The sequence below is a fragment of the Micromonospora sp. NPDC005413 genome, from assembly GCF_040606435.1.
Classification (GTDB): domain Bacteria; phylum Actinomycetota; class Actinomycetes; order Mycobacteriales; family Micromonosporaceae; genus Micromonospora.
The window spans coordinates 21,371-37,095 of record NZ_JBEXEV010000034.1 but is presented as its reverse complement, the minus strand read 5'-3'; the positions used below and the strand labels follow the sequence as shown (position 1 = coordinate 37,095).

13 protein-coding genes and 1 tRNA gene are annotated in these 15,725 nt (G+C 71.8%); 5 read left to right on the top strand and 9 right to left on the bottom strand.

Translation table 11 applies throughout. The features are described 5' to 3' along the window. Positions 1-52: 52 nt before the first annotated feature. A tRNA-Gln gene (locus ABZS37_RS27010) sits at positions 53-124 on the bottom strand. A gap of 315 nt (positions 125-439) precedes the next feature. Here ABZS37_RS27010 and ABZS37_RS27005 point away from each other — a divergent pair. Both ABZS37_RS27005 and ABZS37_RS27000 read left to right on the top strand, forming a co-directional pair. Continuing rightward, complete coding sequence (locus ABZS37_RS27005; protein ID WP_354995504.1) at positions 440-1,405, top strand: acyl-CoA desaturase; 966 nt, start codon at positions 440-442, stop codon at positions 1,403-1,405. Positions 1,406-1,627: 222 nt separating this feature from the next. Beyond that, positions 1,628-2,323: a TetR/AcrR family transcriptional regulator gene (locus ABZS37_RS27000; RefSeq protein ID WP_355173479.1), complete on the top strand. Its 696-nt coding sequence runs from the start codon at positions 1,628-1,630 to the stop codon at positions 2,321-2,323. Positions 2,324-2,329: 6 nt separating this feature from the next. Here the strand turns inward: ABZS37_RS27000 and ABZS37_RS26995 are convergent, their stop codons facing one another. From ABZS37_RS26995 to ABZS37_RS26970, 6 genes are all read right to left on the bottom strand, one after another. Beyond that, positions 2,330-2,806 (bottom strand): DUF4383 domain-containing protein, encoded by a 477-nt coding sequence (locus ABZS37_RS26995; protein ID WP_355173421.1) that lies wholly within the window; start codon positions 2,804-2,806, stop codon positions 2,330-2,332. Positions 2,807-3,016: 210 nt separating this feature from the next. Next, positions 3,017-3,472: a DUF4383 domain-containing protein gene (locus tag ABZS37_RS26990; RefSeq protein WP_355173419.1), complete on the bottom strand. Its 456-nt coding sequence runs from the start codon at positions 3,470-3,472 to the stop codon at positions 3,017-3,019. A 101-nt stretch (positions 3,473-3,573) separates the two neighbouring features. Further along, entirely contained in the window at positions 3,574-5,379 is a 1,806-nt protein-coding gene (locus ABZS37_RS26985; protein ID WP_355173417.1) for an ABC-F family ATP-binding cassette domain-containing protein, read from the bottom strand. A 120-nt stretch (positions 5,380-5,499) separates the two neighbouring features. Beyond that, the gene (locus ABZS37_RS26980) at positions 5,500-6,450 is read right to left on the bottom strand and encodes a 4-(cytidine 5'-diphospho)-2-C-methyl-D-erythritol kinase (RefSeq protein WP_355173415.1); all 951 of its coding nucleotides are present in this window, start codon (positions 6,448-6,450) and stop codon (positions 5,500-5,502) included. Between the two features lie 86 nt (positions 6,451-6,536). Then, on the bottom strand, positions 6,537-7,406 hold the full coding sequence (gene rsmA / locus ABZS37_RS26975) for a 16S rRNA (adenine(1518)-N(6)/adenine(1519)-N(6))-dimethyltransferase RsmA (RefSeq protein WP_355173413.1): 870 nt from the start codon (positions 7,404-7,406) through the stop codon (positions 6,537-6,539). Between the two features lie 46 nt (positions 7,407-7,452). After that, the gene (locus ABZS37_RS26970; protein WP_355173411.1) at positions 7,453-8,352 is read right to left on the bottom strand and encodes a TatD family hydrolase; all 900 of its coding nucleotides are present in this window, start codon (positions 8,350-8,352) and stop codon (positions 7,453-7,455) included. 143 nt (positions 8,353-8,495) lie between these two features. On the opposite strand from ABZS37_RS26970, the gene ABZS37_RS26965 reads away from it, so the two are divergent. Beyond that, a complete protein-coding gene (locus tag ABZS37_RS26965) occupies positions 8,496-9,743 on the top strand; it encodes a hypothetical protein (protein WP_355173409.1) in 1,248 nt (415 codons plus the stop codon). Positions 9,744-9,786: 43 nt separating this feature from the next. Here ABZS37_RS26965 and metG read toward each other — a convergent pair whose 3' ends face one another. Next, a complete protein-coding gene (gene metG, locus ABZS37_RS26960; RefSeq protein WP_355173407.1) occupies positions 9,787-11,589 on the bottom strand; it encodes a methionine--tRNA ligase in 1,803 nt (600 codons plus the stop codon). Between the two features lie 281 nt (positions 11,590-11,870). Here metG and ABZS37_RS26955 point away from each other — a divergent pair, with 281 nt between their 5' ends. Beyond that, positions 11,871-12,881 carry a hypothetical protein gene (locus ABZS37_RS26955; protein ID WP_355173405.1) on the top strand — a complete coding sequence of 337 codons (1,011 nt, stop codon included), beginning with the start codon at positions 11,871-11,873 and terminating at the stop codon, positions 12,879-12,881. 57 nt (positions 12,882-12,938) lie between these two features. Here ABZS37_RS26955 and rsmI read toward each other — a convergent pair whose 3' ends face one another. Continuing rightward, positions 12,939-13,787 (bottom strand): 16S rRNA (cytidine(1402)-2'-O)-methyltransferase, encoded by an 849-nt coding sequence (gene rsmI / locus ABZS37_RS26950; RefSeq protein WP_355173403.1) that lies wholly within the window; start codon positions 13,785-13,787, stop codon positions 12,939-12,941. 132 nt (positions 13,788-13,919) lie between these two features. Here rsmI and ABZS37_RS26945 point away from each other — a divergent pair, with 132 nt between their 5' ends. Next, positions 13,920-15,581, top strand: coding sequence for a phospholipid carrier-dependent glycosyltransferase (locus tag ABZS37_RS26945; RefSeq protein ID WP_355173401.1), 1,662 nt, complete (start codon positions 13,920-13,922; stop codon positions 15,579-15,581). Positions 15,582-15,725: the final 144 nt, after the last annotated feature.

The following is a 15,725-nucleotide window of genomic DNA, read 5'->3' as shown; positions in this document are numbered from 1 at the left end:
GCACGTTCCCCTCTTACCCCCACTGGAACCTAAAACGGACGTAGTTGGGCAGCTCGGCCGCCAGGGTTCGAACCTGAAATACGGGTACCAAAGACCCGGGTGTTGCCAATTACACCACGGCCGATCAGCGACGCGAGCACGTCGCAGCAGGGATGGGGCATCCCGCGGTACACCTTAGCGCCCCGGCCGCCGGACGCCATCGCTCATTCCGCCGCACCCCGCGCGACTCGCGACCCGGGAGCCCTCGTCGAGCAGCCCGCAGGCCCCGCATCCGTCGCCGCGAGTCACCTCACCTGCCCGCCACGAAGGGCACCTGACCTGCGCTTGCGAACAGTTACGCGAGGGTCATTCGAAACTTCCCCGTGCGATCTACGGAGCCGTAAGTTACGGTGACGTAGGCGTAAGTTAGTGATCGTTTCCATCCCCCCTGCGAGGTCCCATGTCCACTGCTGTGGTCGAACCCAACACCGCCGCCTCCGGCCCCAAACCACTCACCGACGGCAGCCAGTCCCCCGGAATCCTGGCCGCCCTCTGGGCTTTCGTCGTGATCCCCTTCGTCGCCCTGCTGGTCGCCGTGCCGGTGGCATGGGGCGGCTGGCTCGGCTGGACCGATGTGATCATCGGCCTGGTCTGGTACGTCGTCTCCGGGCTCGGCATCACCGTCGGCTTCCACCGCTACTTCACGCACGGCTCGTTCAAGGCCAAGCGGTGGCTGCGGGTGACGCTGGCTGTCGCGGGTTCGCTGGCGGTGCAGGGCGAGATCATCCAGTGGGTGGCCGACCACCGACGGCACCACGCGTTCTCCGACCTGGAGGGTGACCCGCACTCGCCGTGGCGCTTCGGCACCAACTTCTGGGCCCTGACCCGCGGGCTGTTCCACGCGCACGTGGGCTGGCTGTTCCGCCGGGAGCTGTCCAACCGGGAGCGTTTCGCACCGGACCTCATCGCCGACCGCGACATCAGCCGGGTCGACCGGCTCTTCCCCGCCCTGGTGGGCATCTCGCTGCTCGGTCCGGCACTGATCGGCGGCCTGGTGACCTTGTCCTGGCAGGGCGCGCTGACCGCGTTCTTCTGGGCCGGGCTGGTCCGGATCGGCCTGTTGCACCACGTCACCTGGGCGATCAACTCGGTCTGCCACGTCTACGGCGAGCGTCCGTTCGCGATGCGCCAGGGCGACCGCGCGTCGAACTTCTGGCCGCTGGCGATCCTGTCGTTCGGCGAGAGCTGGCACAACCTGCACCACGCCGACCCCACCAGCGCCCGGCACGGCGTGCTGCGGGGTCAGGTGGACATCTCCGCCCGGGTGATCTGGCTGTTCGAGAAGTTCGGTGCGGCGACGCAGGTGCGCTGGCCGAAGCCGGAGCGCCTCGCCGCCAAGCTGGTGAAGCCGGTCGCACCCCGGTAAACCGGGCGGTGCACCGGGAGGCCGCCTGGCAGGATGGCCGGGTGGCCGAGCGACGCGGGGGGACCGGACAGCTCGGCGGCCGAGGAGCCGAGCCCGATCCGGGCCGGTCGGGCGGCGCGGCAGGGCGGTCGGACCGCCCGCCAGTGAGGCGACGACGTGAACGGGCACAGCGGAGGCACCATCCCACGGCAGGGCGTCACCGAGCGCCAGCAAGGCGGCGACATGCCCGAGGTCAGTGACGGTGACAGTGTTGGCGGCCGACGGACGACCCCGCCGGCCCCAGCACCCAAACCCAAGCCCGCCTCTCGTGTGCGGATGTCGGCGGCCCAGCGACGGGAGCAGTTGATCGCCACCGGTCGGCAGCTCTTCGCCGAGCGCGGTTTCGACGCCACCTCCATCGAGGAGGTGGCGTCCCGCGCCAAGGTCTCCAAGCCGGTGGTGTACGAGCACTTCGGCGGCAAGGAGGGGCTCTACGCGGTGGTGGTGGACCGGGAGGTCCGGGCCCTGCTGGACCGGATCACCACGGCGCTGACTGCCGGGCATCCGCGGGAGCTGCTGGAGCAGGCGGCGATGGCCCTTCTGGGCTACATCGAGGAGGAGACCAGTGGTTTCCGGGTGCTGGTCCGCGAATCGCCACTGATGTCCGCCACGGGCACCTTCAGCAGCATCATGAACGACGTGGCACACCAGGTCGAGCACATCCTGGGCGCCGAGTTCAAGAGCCGCGGGTACGACCCGAAGCTGGCCGAGCTGTACTCACAGGCGCTGGTGGGCATGGTGGCGCTGACCGGCAGTTGGTGGATGGAGGCGCGCAAGCCGCGCAAGGAGACGGTGGCGGCGCATCTCGTCAACCTCGCCTGGAACGGGTTGTCGCACCTGGAGGCGAAGCCGACTTTGATCACCGCTCGGCGTCGCTGACGCCGGTCAGCGGCGGTGCGCGTCGGCCACCGGGTGTTTGCGGAGCTCCCGCTCCGCCTCGGCGTGTTCCGCAGGCCCGACCTTGTCGTAGAGGCCGGTGCCGAGCAGGATCAGGCCGAACAGCATCGACACGACCACGGTCGACATCGAGAAGTTGAGGAAGTTCGCCCCGGTCTGCAGCACGGACATCATCAGAATGCTGGTGACCAGGAACACCACGCCGGCCGTGAGGTTGATGTAGTGGCCGAGGTTGGTTCGCCGCGAAGCCCCGATGATCAGGACGACTCCGAAGATCACCGAGGCGAGCGAGAAGGCCAGGTTGGTGCGTAGCCCGAGGGCCCAGGTGCTGCTCCGGTCAAAGAGCGGGTTGCCGATCGTCTCGGCGACGCCCCAGACGCCGAAGACCAGGATGTAGACGCCGATCAGACCGGTGAGGACCCGGTAGATCGGCCGTGCCGGATGGTTCACCGGAAAGTGCGGCATACCCCTGACCCCCTGAGTTGACCGTTTCAGGAGGATTGTCGCCCAGGGCAGAGCCGACTGTCCGAAGAACCACGATGCCGGAAGGGTCCGCCGAAAGGCTGGACCAGGTCAGGTTTTCGCCGGAGCCCGAGCTGCGCAGGGATCAAGCCTGACCGCCCGGAGCAGCTCGGGCTCCGGCGAAAACCCACGGCAGCAACCAGAGAAGAAGCGTCAGAGCACCAAGCGAGCCTTCTGGAACGCCTCCGCCTCGTCCTCCGACCCGACCTTGCCGTACATGCCGACCATGAGCAGCACCAGGGCGGCCGTCATCACCACGACCACAGTGGTGATGCTGAAGTTGAAGATGTTGGCGTCGGTCCGGATGAACGCGAGACCGGCCAGGCTGACCACCATCAGGGCGTACGCCATCCACTGGTTGATCGCCACGTCGATGTTGCGGCCGAGCGCGGTGCCGGCCAGCACGATGATCCCGAGCAGCACGCTGAGCAGCGAGAAGCCGAGGTTGGTGCCCTGACCGAGGACCCGGGTGTCGTCCTGGGCGAGGATCTCGTTGCCGGCGCTCGTGATGATGCCGAGCGCACCGAAGACCACCAGGTACAGACCGGTCAGCCCGCCGATCGCCCGGTAGATCGGCCGCGCGGGGTGGTTGACGGGGGTGTGGGCCATGTCTGTGTCTCCAACGCCGTGGGGTGAGGTGTCGCCGACGATTGTCTCGCATGTGGCGGTGTGACGCCGCACACGGCCCCCGGCCGGCGCGCCTGGCCCGGTCAGCTCTCTGGCAGGTCCTCGGCGAGGGTCATCCAGCTCTCCTCGATCCGCTCCCGCTCGGCGCGCAGATCCTTGAGCTGGGTGTCCAACTCGGCGACCCGGGCGTAGTCGGTGGCGTCCGCCGCGAGCTGATCGAGCAGCACAACCTCGCGCTGGTCGAGCTTGGCGAGCTGGCGTTCCAGCCGGGTCAGGTCCTTGCGGGCCTGGCGGACCTCGGCGGCCGACATGCCGCTCGCGGTCGGGCCGGTGGGCGCGGCGGTCGGGTTGGCCCCGACCCGGACGGTGCCGGCCCGCTCCGCGGTCCGGGCAAGGTACTCGTCGACACCACCCGGCAGGTGCACGAGCCGGCCGTCGCCGAACATCCCGTACGCCGTGTCGGTGACCCGCTCGATCAGGTAGCGGTCGTGGCTCGCCACGATGATCGTGCCGGGCCACGAGTCGAGCAGGTCCTCCAGCGCGGCGAGGGTGTCGGTGTCCAGGTCGTTGGTGGGCTCGTCGAAGAGCAGCACGTTGGGCTCGCCGGCGAGCAGCCGCAGCATCTGCAACCGGCGACGCTCACCGCCGGAAAGATCACTGACCGGGGTCCAGAGTCGGCGGTCGTCGAAGCCGAACACCTCGGCGAGCTGCGCGGCGGAGACCTCACGGTCGCCGAGCTGCACCCGGCGGGCGACCTCCTCGACGGCTTCGAGCACCCGCAGGTGCCCGGGCAGCTCGGCGAGCTCCTGTGAGAGGAACGCGGGCCGCACGGTGGAGCCGGTGCCGAGGCGGCCACCGTCGGGGCGGGTGATGCCGGCGAGCATCCGCAGCAGCGTGGTCTTGCCGGCGCCGTTGGCACCGAGGATGGCGATCCGGTCACCGGGGCCGACCAGCCAGGTGACGTCGCGCAGGATCTCCTTGGGGCCGGCGTGCAGCTCGACGTTCTCCAGGTCGTACACCTGCTTGCCGAGGCGGGAGGTGGCCATCCGCTGCAGGGACATGGTGTCGCGCGCCGGCGGCACGTCGGCGATCAACGCGTTCGCGGCGTCGATGCGGAACTGGGGCTTGGAGGTCCGGGCGGGCGGCCCACGGCGCAGCCAGGCGATCTCCTTGCGGAGCAGGTTCTGCCGGCGGGCCTCGGTGGCGGCGGCGACGCGCTCGCGCTCGGCACGGGCGAGGATCCAGGCGGCGAAGCCACCCTCGTAGACGCGGACGGTCTGGTCGGCGACCTCCCAGGTGTCCGTGCAGACCGCGTCCAGGAACCACCGATCGTGGGTGACCACGACCAGGGAACCCTTGCGGCCGACCAGGTGCCGCGCCAGCCAGTCGACACCGCCGACGTCGAGGTGGTTGGTGGGCTCGTCGAGGATGAGCAGGTCGGAGTCGCGGACGAGCAGCGCGGCGAGCGCCACTCGGCGCCGTTCGCCACCGGACATCGGGCCGACCGGCTGGTCGAGGCCGAGGTGCGGCATGCCGAGGCCGTCGAGGATGGCGCGCACCCCGGCGTCGCCGGCCCACTCGTGCTCCGCGCCCATGCCCTCGTCGAGCCAGGCGGTGCCGAGCACGACGTCCCGGACGGTGGCGTCGGGGGCGAGCGTGAGCTGCTGCGGCAGCCAGAGCACGCGCAGGTCGCGGCGGTGGGTCACCCGGCCGTCGTCGGGGTCCTCCTGCTTGGTGAGCAGCCGCAGCAGGGTGGACTTGCCGGCACCGTTGAGGCCGACCACGCCGATCCGGTCGGCGTCGTCCAGGCCGAGCGAGACGTCCGTGAGCAGCCGCCCGGCGGCGCCGTACCCCTTGGACACCCGGTCCAGATTGACGATGTTCGCCACGTTCCACCCTTCATGATCAAGGCGTCCCGGTGCCGGCGGGCACCTGGACGCCTGACCCAAGGGTACGCGGACGCCCCGGCCTCCCGCGCCGCGCGCCCGCAGGCCGGGTGGGAGGTGACGTCAGCCGACGCGGGCGCCGACGACCGGGCCGTGCGCGACCCGCGCCTCCCGGCACACGTCCGCCATGGTCAGGTCGGTGGCGATCCGCTCGGCGTCGGCCGCGTCCGCCGCGAGAAAGACGCAGGTCGGGCCAGAGCCGGAAACGATGCCGGCGAGCGCACCGGCGGCCTCGCCGGCCTTGAGGGTGTCGGCCAGCGCCGGGCGCATGGCCAGCGCGGCGTCCTGAAGATCGTTGCCGAGAGTACGGGCGAGCACCCGGGGGTCGCGCTGGCGCAGGGCCCCGAGCAGCGCGTCGGTGCTGCCCAGCGGGGCACCGGCGGTGCCGGCGTCGCGGAGCCGATCCAACTCGCGGTACGCGGCCGGGGTGGCGAGGCCGACGTCGGCGATCGCCACCACCCAGTGCCAGGAGGTGGAGCGGGCCAGCACGGGGCTGACGGCCTCGCCTCGGCCGGTGCCCAGCGCGGTGCCACCGTAGATCAGGAACGGCACGTCGGAGCCGAGGTCGGCGGCGATCCCGGCCAGTTCGTCGCGGGACAGCCCGGTGCCCCAGAGCGCGTCGCAGGCCACCAACGCGGCGGCCGCGTCGGCGCTGCCGCCGGCCAGCCCACCAGCGAGCGGGATCTGCTTTCGCAGGTGCAGTCGGGCGTGCGGCAGCACGCCCGCGTACCCGGCGAGAGCGTGCGCCGCGCGGATCACCAGGTTGGAGTCGTCCAACGCCAACTCGCCGGTGCCCTCGCCCTCCATGGTCAGGGCGAGGGTGTCGCCCCGGCGGGCGGTCAGCTCGTCGTAGATCGAGATGGCGTGGTAGACGGTGTTCAGCTCGTGGTAGCCGTCACGGCGCAGCGGACCCACCCCGAGGTGCAGATTGACCTTCGCGGGCACCCGGACCTTCACCGGCCCGATGGCCCCGCGTCGCTCGTCCTCGTCGTCCGGTCGCCAGGCCTCGGTCACAGGGTGATGTCCCGCACGCGCAGGCGAATGTCGAACGGCTTGGCCACGATCAGCTCCTCAGCGTCCTCGGCGGGCACGGCGTCAGCCTACTTCGCGGCCGGCGTACCGGCCGGAGCCGACGCGGCGATGGCGGCGAACTGCTCGACGGTGAGCGACTCCCCCCGGGCGCCGGGGTCGACGCCGGCCGCGATGAGCGCGGCGGCGGCCCGGTCCGCGCCACCGGCCCAGCCGGCCAGCGCGGCGCGCAGCGTCTTGCGTCGCTGCGCGAACGCCGCGTCCACCACGGCGAAGACCCGTTGCCGGGGTACGTCGGTACGGGGTGGTTCGTGGCAGGTGAAGGCGACGAGGCCGGAGTCGACGTTGGGCACCGGCCAGAACACGTTCGGCGGCACCCGGCCGGCGCTCCGGGCCTGGGCGTACCAGGCGAGCTTGACCGACGGGATGCCGTACACCTTGGAGCCGGGACCGGCGACGAGCCGGTCGGCGACCTCCTTCTGCACCATCACCAGGCCGTGCCGCAGGGTGGGCAGCTTGGCGAGCAGCTGCAGCACCACGGGCACGGCCACGTTGTAGGGCAGGTTCGCCACCAGCGCGGTCGGCGGGGGTTCGGCCAGTTCGGCGGCGTCGATGCGCAGCGCGTCGGCGCGGTGCACGGTGAGCCGGCCGGCGTCCGCCCCGGCGTGCAGGGCGACGGTCTCCGGCAGCGCGCCGGCGAGCACCGGGTCGATCTCCACGGCATGCACGTGCCCGGCGACCGGCAGCAGCCCCAGAGTCAGCGAGCCGAGTCCGGGGCCGACCTCCAGGACCACGTCGTCCGGGGTCAGGCCGGCGGCCGTGACGATCCGGCGCACGGTGTTCGGGTCGTGCACGAAGTTCTGGCCCAGCTTCTTGGTGGGCGCGACGCCCAGCCGGGCGGCGAGTTCCCGGATCTCCGCCGGGCCGAGGAGACCGGTCATGGCTGGAAGCGTAACGACATCGTCGGGGCCGACCGCCGGGCCGGGCTCACCACGGGCCGAAGACCCGGTCGCCGGTTGCGGAGATGGCCGCGCACAGCTCGTCGAGGTCGGTGCCGGTGGTCGCGGCGAGCGAGCGGACGGTGAGCGGGATCAGGTACGACGCGTTCGGCCGGCCCCGGTGCGGCATCGGGGTCAGATAGGGGGCGTCGGTCTCCACCAGGATCTGGTCCACGGGGGTGAGCGCGGCAGCCTCGCGCAGCGCGGTGGCGCTGCCGAACGTGACGGTGCCGGCGAAGCTGAGCAGGTAGCCGCGGCGGACGCACTCACGGGCGAAGTCGGCGTCACCGGAGAAACAATGCAGCACGACAGTGTCCGGGGAGCCCTCGTCGTCGAGGATCCGCAGCACGTCGGCGTGCGCGTCCCGGTCGTGGATGACCAGCGCCTTGCCGTACCGCTTGGCGATGGCGATGTGCGCCCGGAAGCTCGCCTCCTGCGCGGCACGCCCCTCGTCGCCGGTGCGGAAGAAGTCCATTCCGGTCTCGCCGATCCCCCGGACCCGGTCGCGGGCGGCGAGAGACTCGATCTCCCGCAGCGCCTCGTCGAGGTCGGTCAGCCGGGGCGCCTCGTTGGGGTGCAGCGCCACGGTGGCCAGCACGGCGGGATGCCGGTCGGCGGTGTCCGCGCCCCACCGCGAGGAGGCGACGTCCACCCCCACCTGGACCAGGCGGTCCACACCCACCTTGGTGGCCAGCGCGATCGTCACGGCAACCGGGTCGTCGGCCGACCCGCCGCCGGGCACACCGGCCTCACTGACCGTGATGTCCAGGTGCGTGTGGCTGTCCAGCACCGGCCGGGGCAACGGCTCAGGGGCGGGCGGAAACTCTCCGGCCCGCCGGGCGGCACGCTCTCGACGGGATTCAGTGGGCTCGCTCATCAGCGACAGCATCACACACCGGGCTTGTCCATCCGCCCGCCACCCGACGTTCACCTCGACTACGCCGCGCGACTCTACCGTCGCGGCGTGAGTGGACCGAGTGCGCCACCGGGCCGTGACGGCCCGCATCTCACCGAGCAGAGGGAGGTGACGGCATGAACGTCACCCCCCAGGTCGGCGGCACCGCCGGCGAACGTACCGGGCTGCGTGTGGCGTTCGGGGGCGGCGTCTACCCGGCCGAGGAGATCGCCCGAGGCGCCGCCTACGAACTGTTCAGCACCGACGAGGTGGCCGGCTTCGAGTGGGCGCCCCGACCGGGCAGCGCCCTGCCGTGGCGCCGGTTCGTGCACGTCACCGAGGTGACCGCGGTGCACGGGGCGACGGAGCCGGTCGACGAGCCGGAGACGCCGCTGATGATGCCCGCGCACCGCGAGCGGGGTTGGGCGTACCTGCACCAGCTCAGCCAGCAGCCAGCGGCGGCGAGTGACCCGATGCTGGCCGTGGCGCGTGCGTCGGCGGTGGTCCGGCGGGGCACCCGGATGGTGAAGGTGCTCTCCGCCCAGCAGGTCGCCGGCTACGTACGGGGTTGGTTGCCGCACGGCTTCTGCTACCGCGAGCACGATGTGGCGCATCTGCGTACGCCGGTGACGACGACGGTGCTGCGCTCCGACGGTGAGGTCGGCCGCGACGGCCCGGAGGTGGCGTACGCGCTGCGCTGGCGGGCGTCCGACCCGGGCGACTACGACGTGCCGGTGGGCGAGGCACACCGTGGCCTGACCTCGCTGGCGTCCCGGGATCGGGTCGGTCCACCGGTGCTGGGCACTGGCTTCGTGCCGAGCAACGGTCAGCTCATCCCGGAGTTCATCACCCGGGACTTCGCCGACCTGCCGATGCCGGCGAACGCCGCCCTGATCGCCTACCCGGCGGAGGGGGTGGAGGTGGTGCTCTACACCTACCAGGCCGAGCAGCGCGGGTGGCTGCGGATGGTAGGCCCGCAGTGGCGGCATCTGCTGGCCTCGGTGCCGGGCCTCTCCCCGGACCAGGAGTACGTGCCGAACGGGGACGCGCCGCGCTCCACCCAACTGGTCGGCGTACACGGCGACAACGAGTACGAAGCGGTGGCCGACCTGCCGGGCGGGTTCCGGGTGCTGGCGATGACGCGGGCGGCTCGGTACCCGGTGGATGCGGTGGCCCGCCGGCTCCGGTTCGCCCAGTGGCGGGGCGTGCCGTGCCTGGTGCTGCGGGAGGAGGCCGGTTGGCTGCGGATGCGACTGCGCTACCCGGACCCGGACGCGGTGGTCGCCACCGGCGCGCAGTGCCACGAACGTGGCGTCTACGAGGCCTGGGCTCCGGGCGCCGAGGTGACCGACGACCAGGTGATGGACACCCGGTACGCGATGTGACGACGCGCGGCGGTAGGGCGCCCTGCCGCCGCGCGTCGTGCGCTCATTCGGCCAGCCGGGCCAGTTCCTCGTCGACGATCGACGGGTCGAGCTTGCGGAACACCGGCTTCGGCGTCGCCAGCGGCCGACCCGCCTCGATCGACACCGACTCCCAGCGCGTGCCGACCGTGTAGTCCCCGGTGAGCACCGGGTACGACGGACCGCCGTCCAGGTCGTCGACCTGCTCGATGACCGGCATCGGCGCGTGCACGCCGGTGCCGCCGAGCAACTCGTGCACCTGCTGCGCGGAGTGCGGCAGGAACGGGGTGAGCATCGTGTTGGCGTCGCTGATCACCTGGAGGGCGACGTGCAGGATGGTGCCCATCCGGGGCTTGTCGGCCTCGTCCTTGAGCTTCCACGGCGCCTGCTCGGAGAGGTACTTGTTGGCCTCGGCAACCACCTTCATGGCCTCCCCGATCGCCTGCTTCTGCCGGTGCCGGCCGATCAGGTCACCGACCGTGGTGAAACCGGCCCGGGCCACCGCGAGCAGCGCCTCGTCGGCCTCGGTGAGGCCGGCCGGGTCGACCGGCGGGATCGTCCCGAAGTTCTTCGCCGCCATCGAGACGGACCGGTTGACCAGGTTGCCCCAGCCGGCGACCAGCTCGTCGTTGTTGCGGCGGAGGAATTCGGCCCAGGTGAAGTCGGTGTCGTTGCTCTCCGGGCCGGCGGCGGCGATGAAGTAGCGCAGCGCGTCGGCGTCGTAGCGCTCCAGGAAGTCCCGGACGTAGATGACCACCTTGCGGGACGAGGAGAACTTGCGTCCCTCCATGGTCAGGTACTCGCTGGAGACCACCTCGGTAGGCAGGTTGAGCCGACCCAGCTCGCCCGGCTCACCGTCCCGGGAGCCCTCGCCGGAGTAGCCGGAGAGCAGCGCCGGCCAGATCACCGAGTGGAAGACGATGTTGTCCTTGCCCATGAAGTAGTAGGACCGGGCGTCCTTACCCTCGCCGTCGGCGGACCAGTACTTGCGCCAGGCCTCCGGGTCGCCGGTGCGGCGGGCCCACTCGATCGAGGCGGACAGGTAGCCGATCACCGCGTCGAACCAGACGTAGATCCGCTTGTCGGGCCGGTCGCGCCAGCCGTCCAGCGGGATGGGTACGCCCCACTCCAGGTCGCGGGTGATCGCCCGGGGCTGGAGGTCGTCGAGCAGGTTGCGGGAGAACCGCAGCACGTTGGGCCGCCACCCCTCCCGGGTGTCCAGCCACTGCCGCAGCACGTCGGCCAGGGCGGGCAGGTCCAGGAAGAAGTGCTCGGTCTCGACGAACTTCGGGGTCTCCCCGTTGATCCGTGACTTCGGATCGATCAGGTCGATCGGGTCGAGCTGGTTGCCGCAGTTGTCGCACTGGTCGCCGCGGGCGCTGTCGTACCCGCAGATCGGGCAGGTGCCCTCGATGTAGCGGTCGGGCAGGGTGCGCCCGGTGGACGGGGAGATCGCGCCCATGGTGGTCTTCGGCACGATGTAGCCGTTGCGGTGCATCCCCTCGAACAGCTCCTGCACCACGGCGTAGTGGTTGCGGGTGGTGGTGCGGGTGAACAGGTCGTAGGAGAGGCCGAGGCCGTGCAGGTCCTCGACGATCACCCTGTTGTACCGGTCGGCCAGCTCGCGCGGGGTCACCCCGTCGGCGTCGGCCTGCACCTGGATCGGGGTGCCGTGCTCGTCGGTGCCGGAGACCATGAGCACGTCGTGGCCGGCCATCCGCATGTACCGGGCGAAGACGTCGGAGGGAACGCCGAAACCGGAGACGTGGCCGATATGGCGGGGGCCGTTGGCGTACGGCCAGGCCACTGCCGCGAGAACGTGACTCATGAGCAGCAAGCCTAGTGACCCGTCCGGGGCGTCCGCGAACCAATAGGGGGTGCCGGGCCGGCGGACCGGGCCAACCACCCCGCCCATTGGTCCGATTTGTCGCCGACACGCGGCTCAGCTGCCCGTTCCGCCTCCACGACCGGTGTGCAATGAACGTCGTGACTGGCAGACGAGCGGCACGGGGCCACGAGGACCGTCCCACCGGGCCGGCGGTCGGCGATGACCCCGGGCCCGGATCCGCCGCGCCCCGGAATGCCGGGATCGCACCCCAGCCGCGATTGGTGCCCAACGCCGACCCGGGTTCCGCACGACCGAGTCCCACGCCAGGGCCCGCCGCCGCTCGGCCAGCGGAGCAGCAGTCCGCGCCGCCGGGGCGGGCGGCCACGCCGCGGCGGGACGGCTCCGCGGAACTCGCCGCCACCCCGGCCCGGCCCACGCCAGCCGCGCCGACGCCCACCCCGGCCCGTCCGACCCCGGCGGCACCCGTACCCAGCCCGGCCCGGCCCGGCGCACCGGGCCCGACGGTCGGCTCGGCACCCGCCGCCGCGGAAACCGTCGAGGTGGAGCCGACCACCGGGGCGCCGGTGGACGCGGTGCCGCGTCGAGTGCCGGTCCGGCAGCAGAGTCGCCGGAACCGGGGCCGCCAGCCCGACGGCGACACGCCGGACGACGACGGTGCCTTCTGGGCACCGATCGAGCAGGTGCACTGGGACGGCACCCCGGTCCGGGAGGACCCGGCGCCGGAGCGGGACCGCAACTCCCGCCCGGCGGGGCGTCGGGCACCGAGCCGTACGGCCCGACCGCCTGAACCGCTGCCCGGGCTCGCCGCGCTGGTGGCGCTGAGCCTGGTCGTGGCCTTCTTCGCCTGGGTCAGCGCAGGCCCGTTCTGGCTCGCGGTCGGGCACGCCCGGATCGGCGCGGTGGTGATCGACGACTGCACCGGCGGCGGGCTCAACCAGCGGTGCCGGGGGATCTTCACGGCGGAGGACGGGCGGTTCATGGTGCACGGCGTGCGGGTCAGCGGGGTGCCCGCCGGAGGCGACGCGCCCGGTACGGCGCTACCGGCGCGGATGACCGGTCCGGACGGCGGCACCGCGTACGCCGACACCGGCGTGGGCCGGCACCTGCGCTGGCTGCCCGGCCTGCTGGTGGTGCTGGGCTGCACCGCCGGCATCGTCCGGTGGACCGGGTCGGCCCGGTTGCCCGGCCGCCGGCACCGCCGCTGGGCGGTGGCCGCCGCCATCGCCGGCCCGGTGCTGATCACCGTCGGTTTCCTGGCCGCCGCCTGGTGAGCCCGTTGCCTGGTGAGCCCGTTGCCTGGTGAGCCCCACCACCGCCGGGAGCCTCGGTCAGCTGTGCACGATCGTGTAGACGTCCCGGCGGCGCAGTGCGTACTCCGTGGCGACCTCGGTGATGGCGTCCCGGCGGGACCGGCCGGCGGCCTCCCGCTCGGCGACCGCCGCCCGCAGGGTGTCGTCGTCGGGGCGTTCCAGGGCGGTCACCGGCGCCCCGCCCACCACGAGGGTGATCTCTCCGCGCGGGTTCCCGTCGGCGGCCCACCGGGCCAACTCGCCGAGGGGGCGGCGGAGCACCTCCTCGTAGGTCTTGGTGAGCTCGCGGCAGAGCGCGGCAGGTCGGTCCGCGCCGAACGTGTCGGCCAGGTCGGTGAGCGCCGCACCGATCCGGTGCGGGGCCTCGAAGAAGACCAGGGTGCGTTCCTCGGCGGCGAGCGCGCGCAGCCGGGATCGGCGGGCACCGGGGGTGCGGGGCAGGAAGCCCTCGAAGCAGAACCGGTCGCAGGGCAGCCCGGAGACAGCCAGTGCGGTGGTGACCGCGCTCGGCCCGGGAGCGACGGTGACCGGCGCCCCGACCTCCAATGCGGCCCGGACCAGCCGGTAGCCAGGGTCGGAGACGCTCGGCATCCCTCCGTCGGTGACCAGCGCCACCACGTACCCGCCGAGGATGACCTCGACCAGCTCGGGGGTGCGCCGCTCCTCGTTGCCCTCGAAGTAGGAGACGATGCGACCGCCGACGGTGATGTCGAGATCGCGGGCCAGCCGGGTGAGCCGGCGAGTGTCCTCGGCAGCCACCACGTCGGCACTGCTCAGCACCTCCCGAAATCGGGCCGAGGCGTCGGCGGGGTTGCCGAGCGGGGCACCGAGCAGGATCAGGCGCCCAGCTTCGGACATTTCACCCACGAAATCGTCTCCTTCATCGACAGCGAATACCGGTATCAGAGACGACGGGCGCCACTGGACACGTTGGCAGCCTACGATCGCCGGGTGACGAGTGCGTCGACAGCGCAGAGCCCGAGCGCCGACCCTGCAAAAATGGTCGACGTGACGGGCGAGCCCAGCCCCGACCAGGAGCCGACCGCACCGCGCGCCGGTGGCGGCGGTGTGTCCGCCGTGGTCCGGCGACGGTTCGCCACCGTCGACACCCAACTGGACCGGTTCTCCTGGATAGCCACCGCCGTGGTGGTCGCCATCGCGGCGATTCTGCGCTTCGTCGGGCTGTCCAGCCCGAAGGGCAAGATCTTCGACGAGACGTACTACGCCAAGGACGCCTACGGGCTGATCGCCCGCGGCGTCGAGTGGAACTACAAGGACAACGGCCCGTCGTACGTGGTGCACCCACCACTGGGCAAGTGGCTGATCGGCCTCGGCGAGTGGGCCTTCGGATATCAGGACGCGGATTCGAAGGTCTCCGTCCCCGGGCACCTGATCACCACCGCGCCGGAGTTCGGCTGGCGGTTCTCGGCGGCCGTGATCGGCACCCTGTCGGTGTTGCTGCTGGTCCGCATCGGTCGACGGATGTTCCGCTCGACAGTGCTCGGCTGCGCGGCCGGTCTGCTGCTCGCCCTGGACGGCTTCCACCTGGTGCTGTCCCGCGCGGCGCTGCTCGACATCTTCCTGCTCTTCTTCGTGCTGGCCGCGTTCGGCGCGTTGGTGCTCGATCGGGACGCCCGCCGCCGTCGCTGGGCGCGGGCGCTGGACGACGGGCTCGACCCGAGCCAGCCGGGCCGTGCCGGCCGACCGCCGACCGGGTGGCGCACCTGGCCGTGGTGGCGGTTGGCAGCCGGGGTGCTGCTCGGTTGCGCCTGCGCGGTGAAGTGGAGCGCACTGTACTTCGTACCGGTCTTCGCGCTGCTGGTGCTCTTCTGGGAGGTCGGCGTCCGCCGCTCGGCGGGGGTCCGCCGGCCCTGGCGCGACACCCTGCTCGACGAACTGCCCTGGCTGGTGCTCGCCGGCGTGCTCATGGTCGGCACCTACATCGCCACCTGGTCGGGCTGGCTGCTCACCGACGACGGCTACTACCGGCTCGCGTCGAACTACCCGAGCGCCCCGCTCAGTGACCGCCCGGTGATCGGCCCGCTGATCAACCTTTTCGAGTACCACCGGGCGGCGTACGGCTTCCACTCCACGCTCGACGAGCCGCACAAATACCAGTCGTTTCCGTGGCAGTGGTTGCTGCTCGGTCGCCCGGTGGCGTTCCACTGGTCCGGCGACGGCGCCTGCGGTGCGCCGAGCTGCGCCTCCGAGATCCTGCTGCTCGGCACTCCGCTGCTCTGGTGGTCGTTCCTGCCCGCCCTGGTGGCGCTGGCCTGGCTGGGTGTGGCCCGCCGGGACTGGCGGGCCGGCGCGATCCTGCTGAGCGTGGCGGCCGGGCTGCTGCCCTGGTTCTGGTTCGCCCTCGACGGTCGGACGATGTTCTCGTTCTACACCGCTCCGGCGCTGCCGTTCCTGGTCCTGGCCGTGGTGTACGTACTGGGCGCGCTGATCGCCCCCACCGGGGGTGACGTGGGTGAGATGGCGCCTCTGGTGCCCGGCGACCCGGGTTACGAACGCCGGCTGGTGGGCAGCATCGCGGCTGGGGCGTACGTGCTGCTGGTGGCGCTCTGCTTCGCGTACTTCTATCCGATCTTCGTCGGCAAGCTGATTCCGTACTCGGACTGGCTGTCCCGAATGTGGCTCGACGGTCGGTGGATATAAGCACCGACAGGCGACGCGCCGCACAGCGCGACGGAAACGGGCCCGCACGCTTGAAGCGTGCGGGCCCGTTTGACAAAGACGCGCGCCCCGATCGCCTGCCACGGGGGAAGCGGGCGATTGGGGCGCGCATGAAGAGCTTAACCA

Excerpts from the sequence above, each read along its gene's own strand:
- ABZS37_RS27005 (WP_354995504.1), top strand. The coding sequence starts at position 440 with ATGTCCACTGCTGTGGTCGAACCCAACACCGCCGCCTCCGGCCCCAAA.
- ABZS37_RS27000 (WP_355173479.1), top strand. The coding sequence starts at position 1,628 with ATGCCCGAGGTCAGTGACGGTGACAGTGTTGGCGGCCGACGGACGACC.
- ABZS37_RS26995 (WP_355173421.1), bottom strand. The coding sequence starts at position 2,806 with ATGCCGCACTTTCCGGTGAACCATCCGGCACGGCCGATCTACCGGGTC.
- ABZS37_RS26990 (WP_355173419.1), bottom strand. The coding sequence starts at position 3,472 with ATGGCCCACACCCCCGTCAACCACCCCGCGCGGCCGATCTACCGGGCG.
- rsmA (WP_355173413.1), bottom strand. The coding sequence starts at position 7,406 with ATGACCGGTCTCCTCGGCCCGGCGGAGATCCGGGAACTCGCCGCCCGG.
- ABZS37_RS26970 (WP_355173411.1), bottom strand. The coding sequence starts at position 8,352 with ATGCTGTCGCTGATGAGCGAGCCCACTGAATCCCGTCGAGAGCGTGCC.
- ABZS37_RS26965 (WP_355173409.1), top strand. The coding sequence starts at position 8,496 with ATGAACGTCACCCCCCAGGTCGGCGGCACCGCCGGCGAACGTACCGGG.
- metG (WP_355173407.1), bottom strand. The coding sequence starts at position 11,589 with ATGAGTCACGTTCTCGCGGCAGTGGCCTGGCCGTACGCCAACGGCCCC.
- ABZS37_RS26945 (WP_355173401.1), top strand. The coding sequence starts at position 13,920 with ATGGTCGACGTGACGGGCGAGCCCAGCCCCGACCAGGAGCCGACCGCA.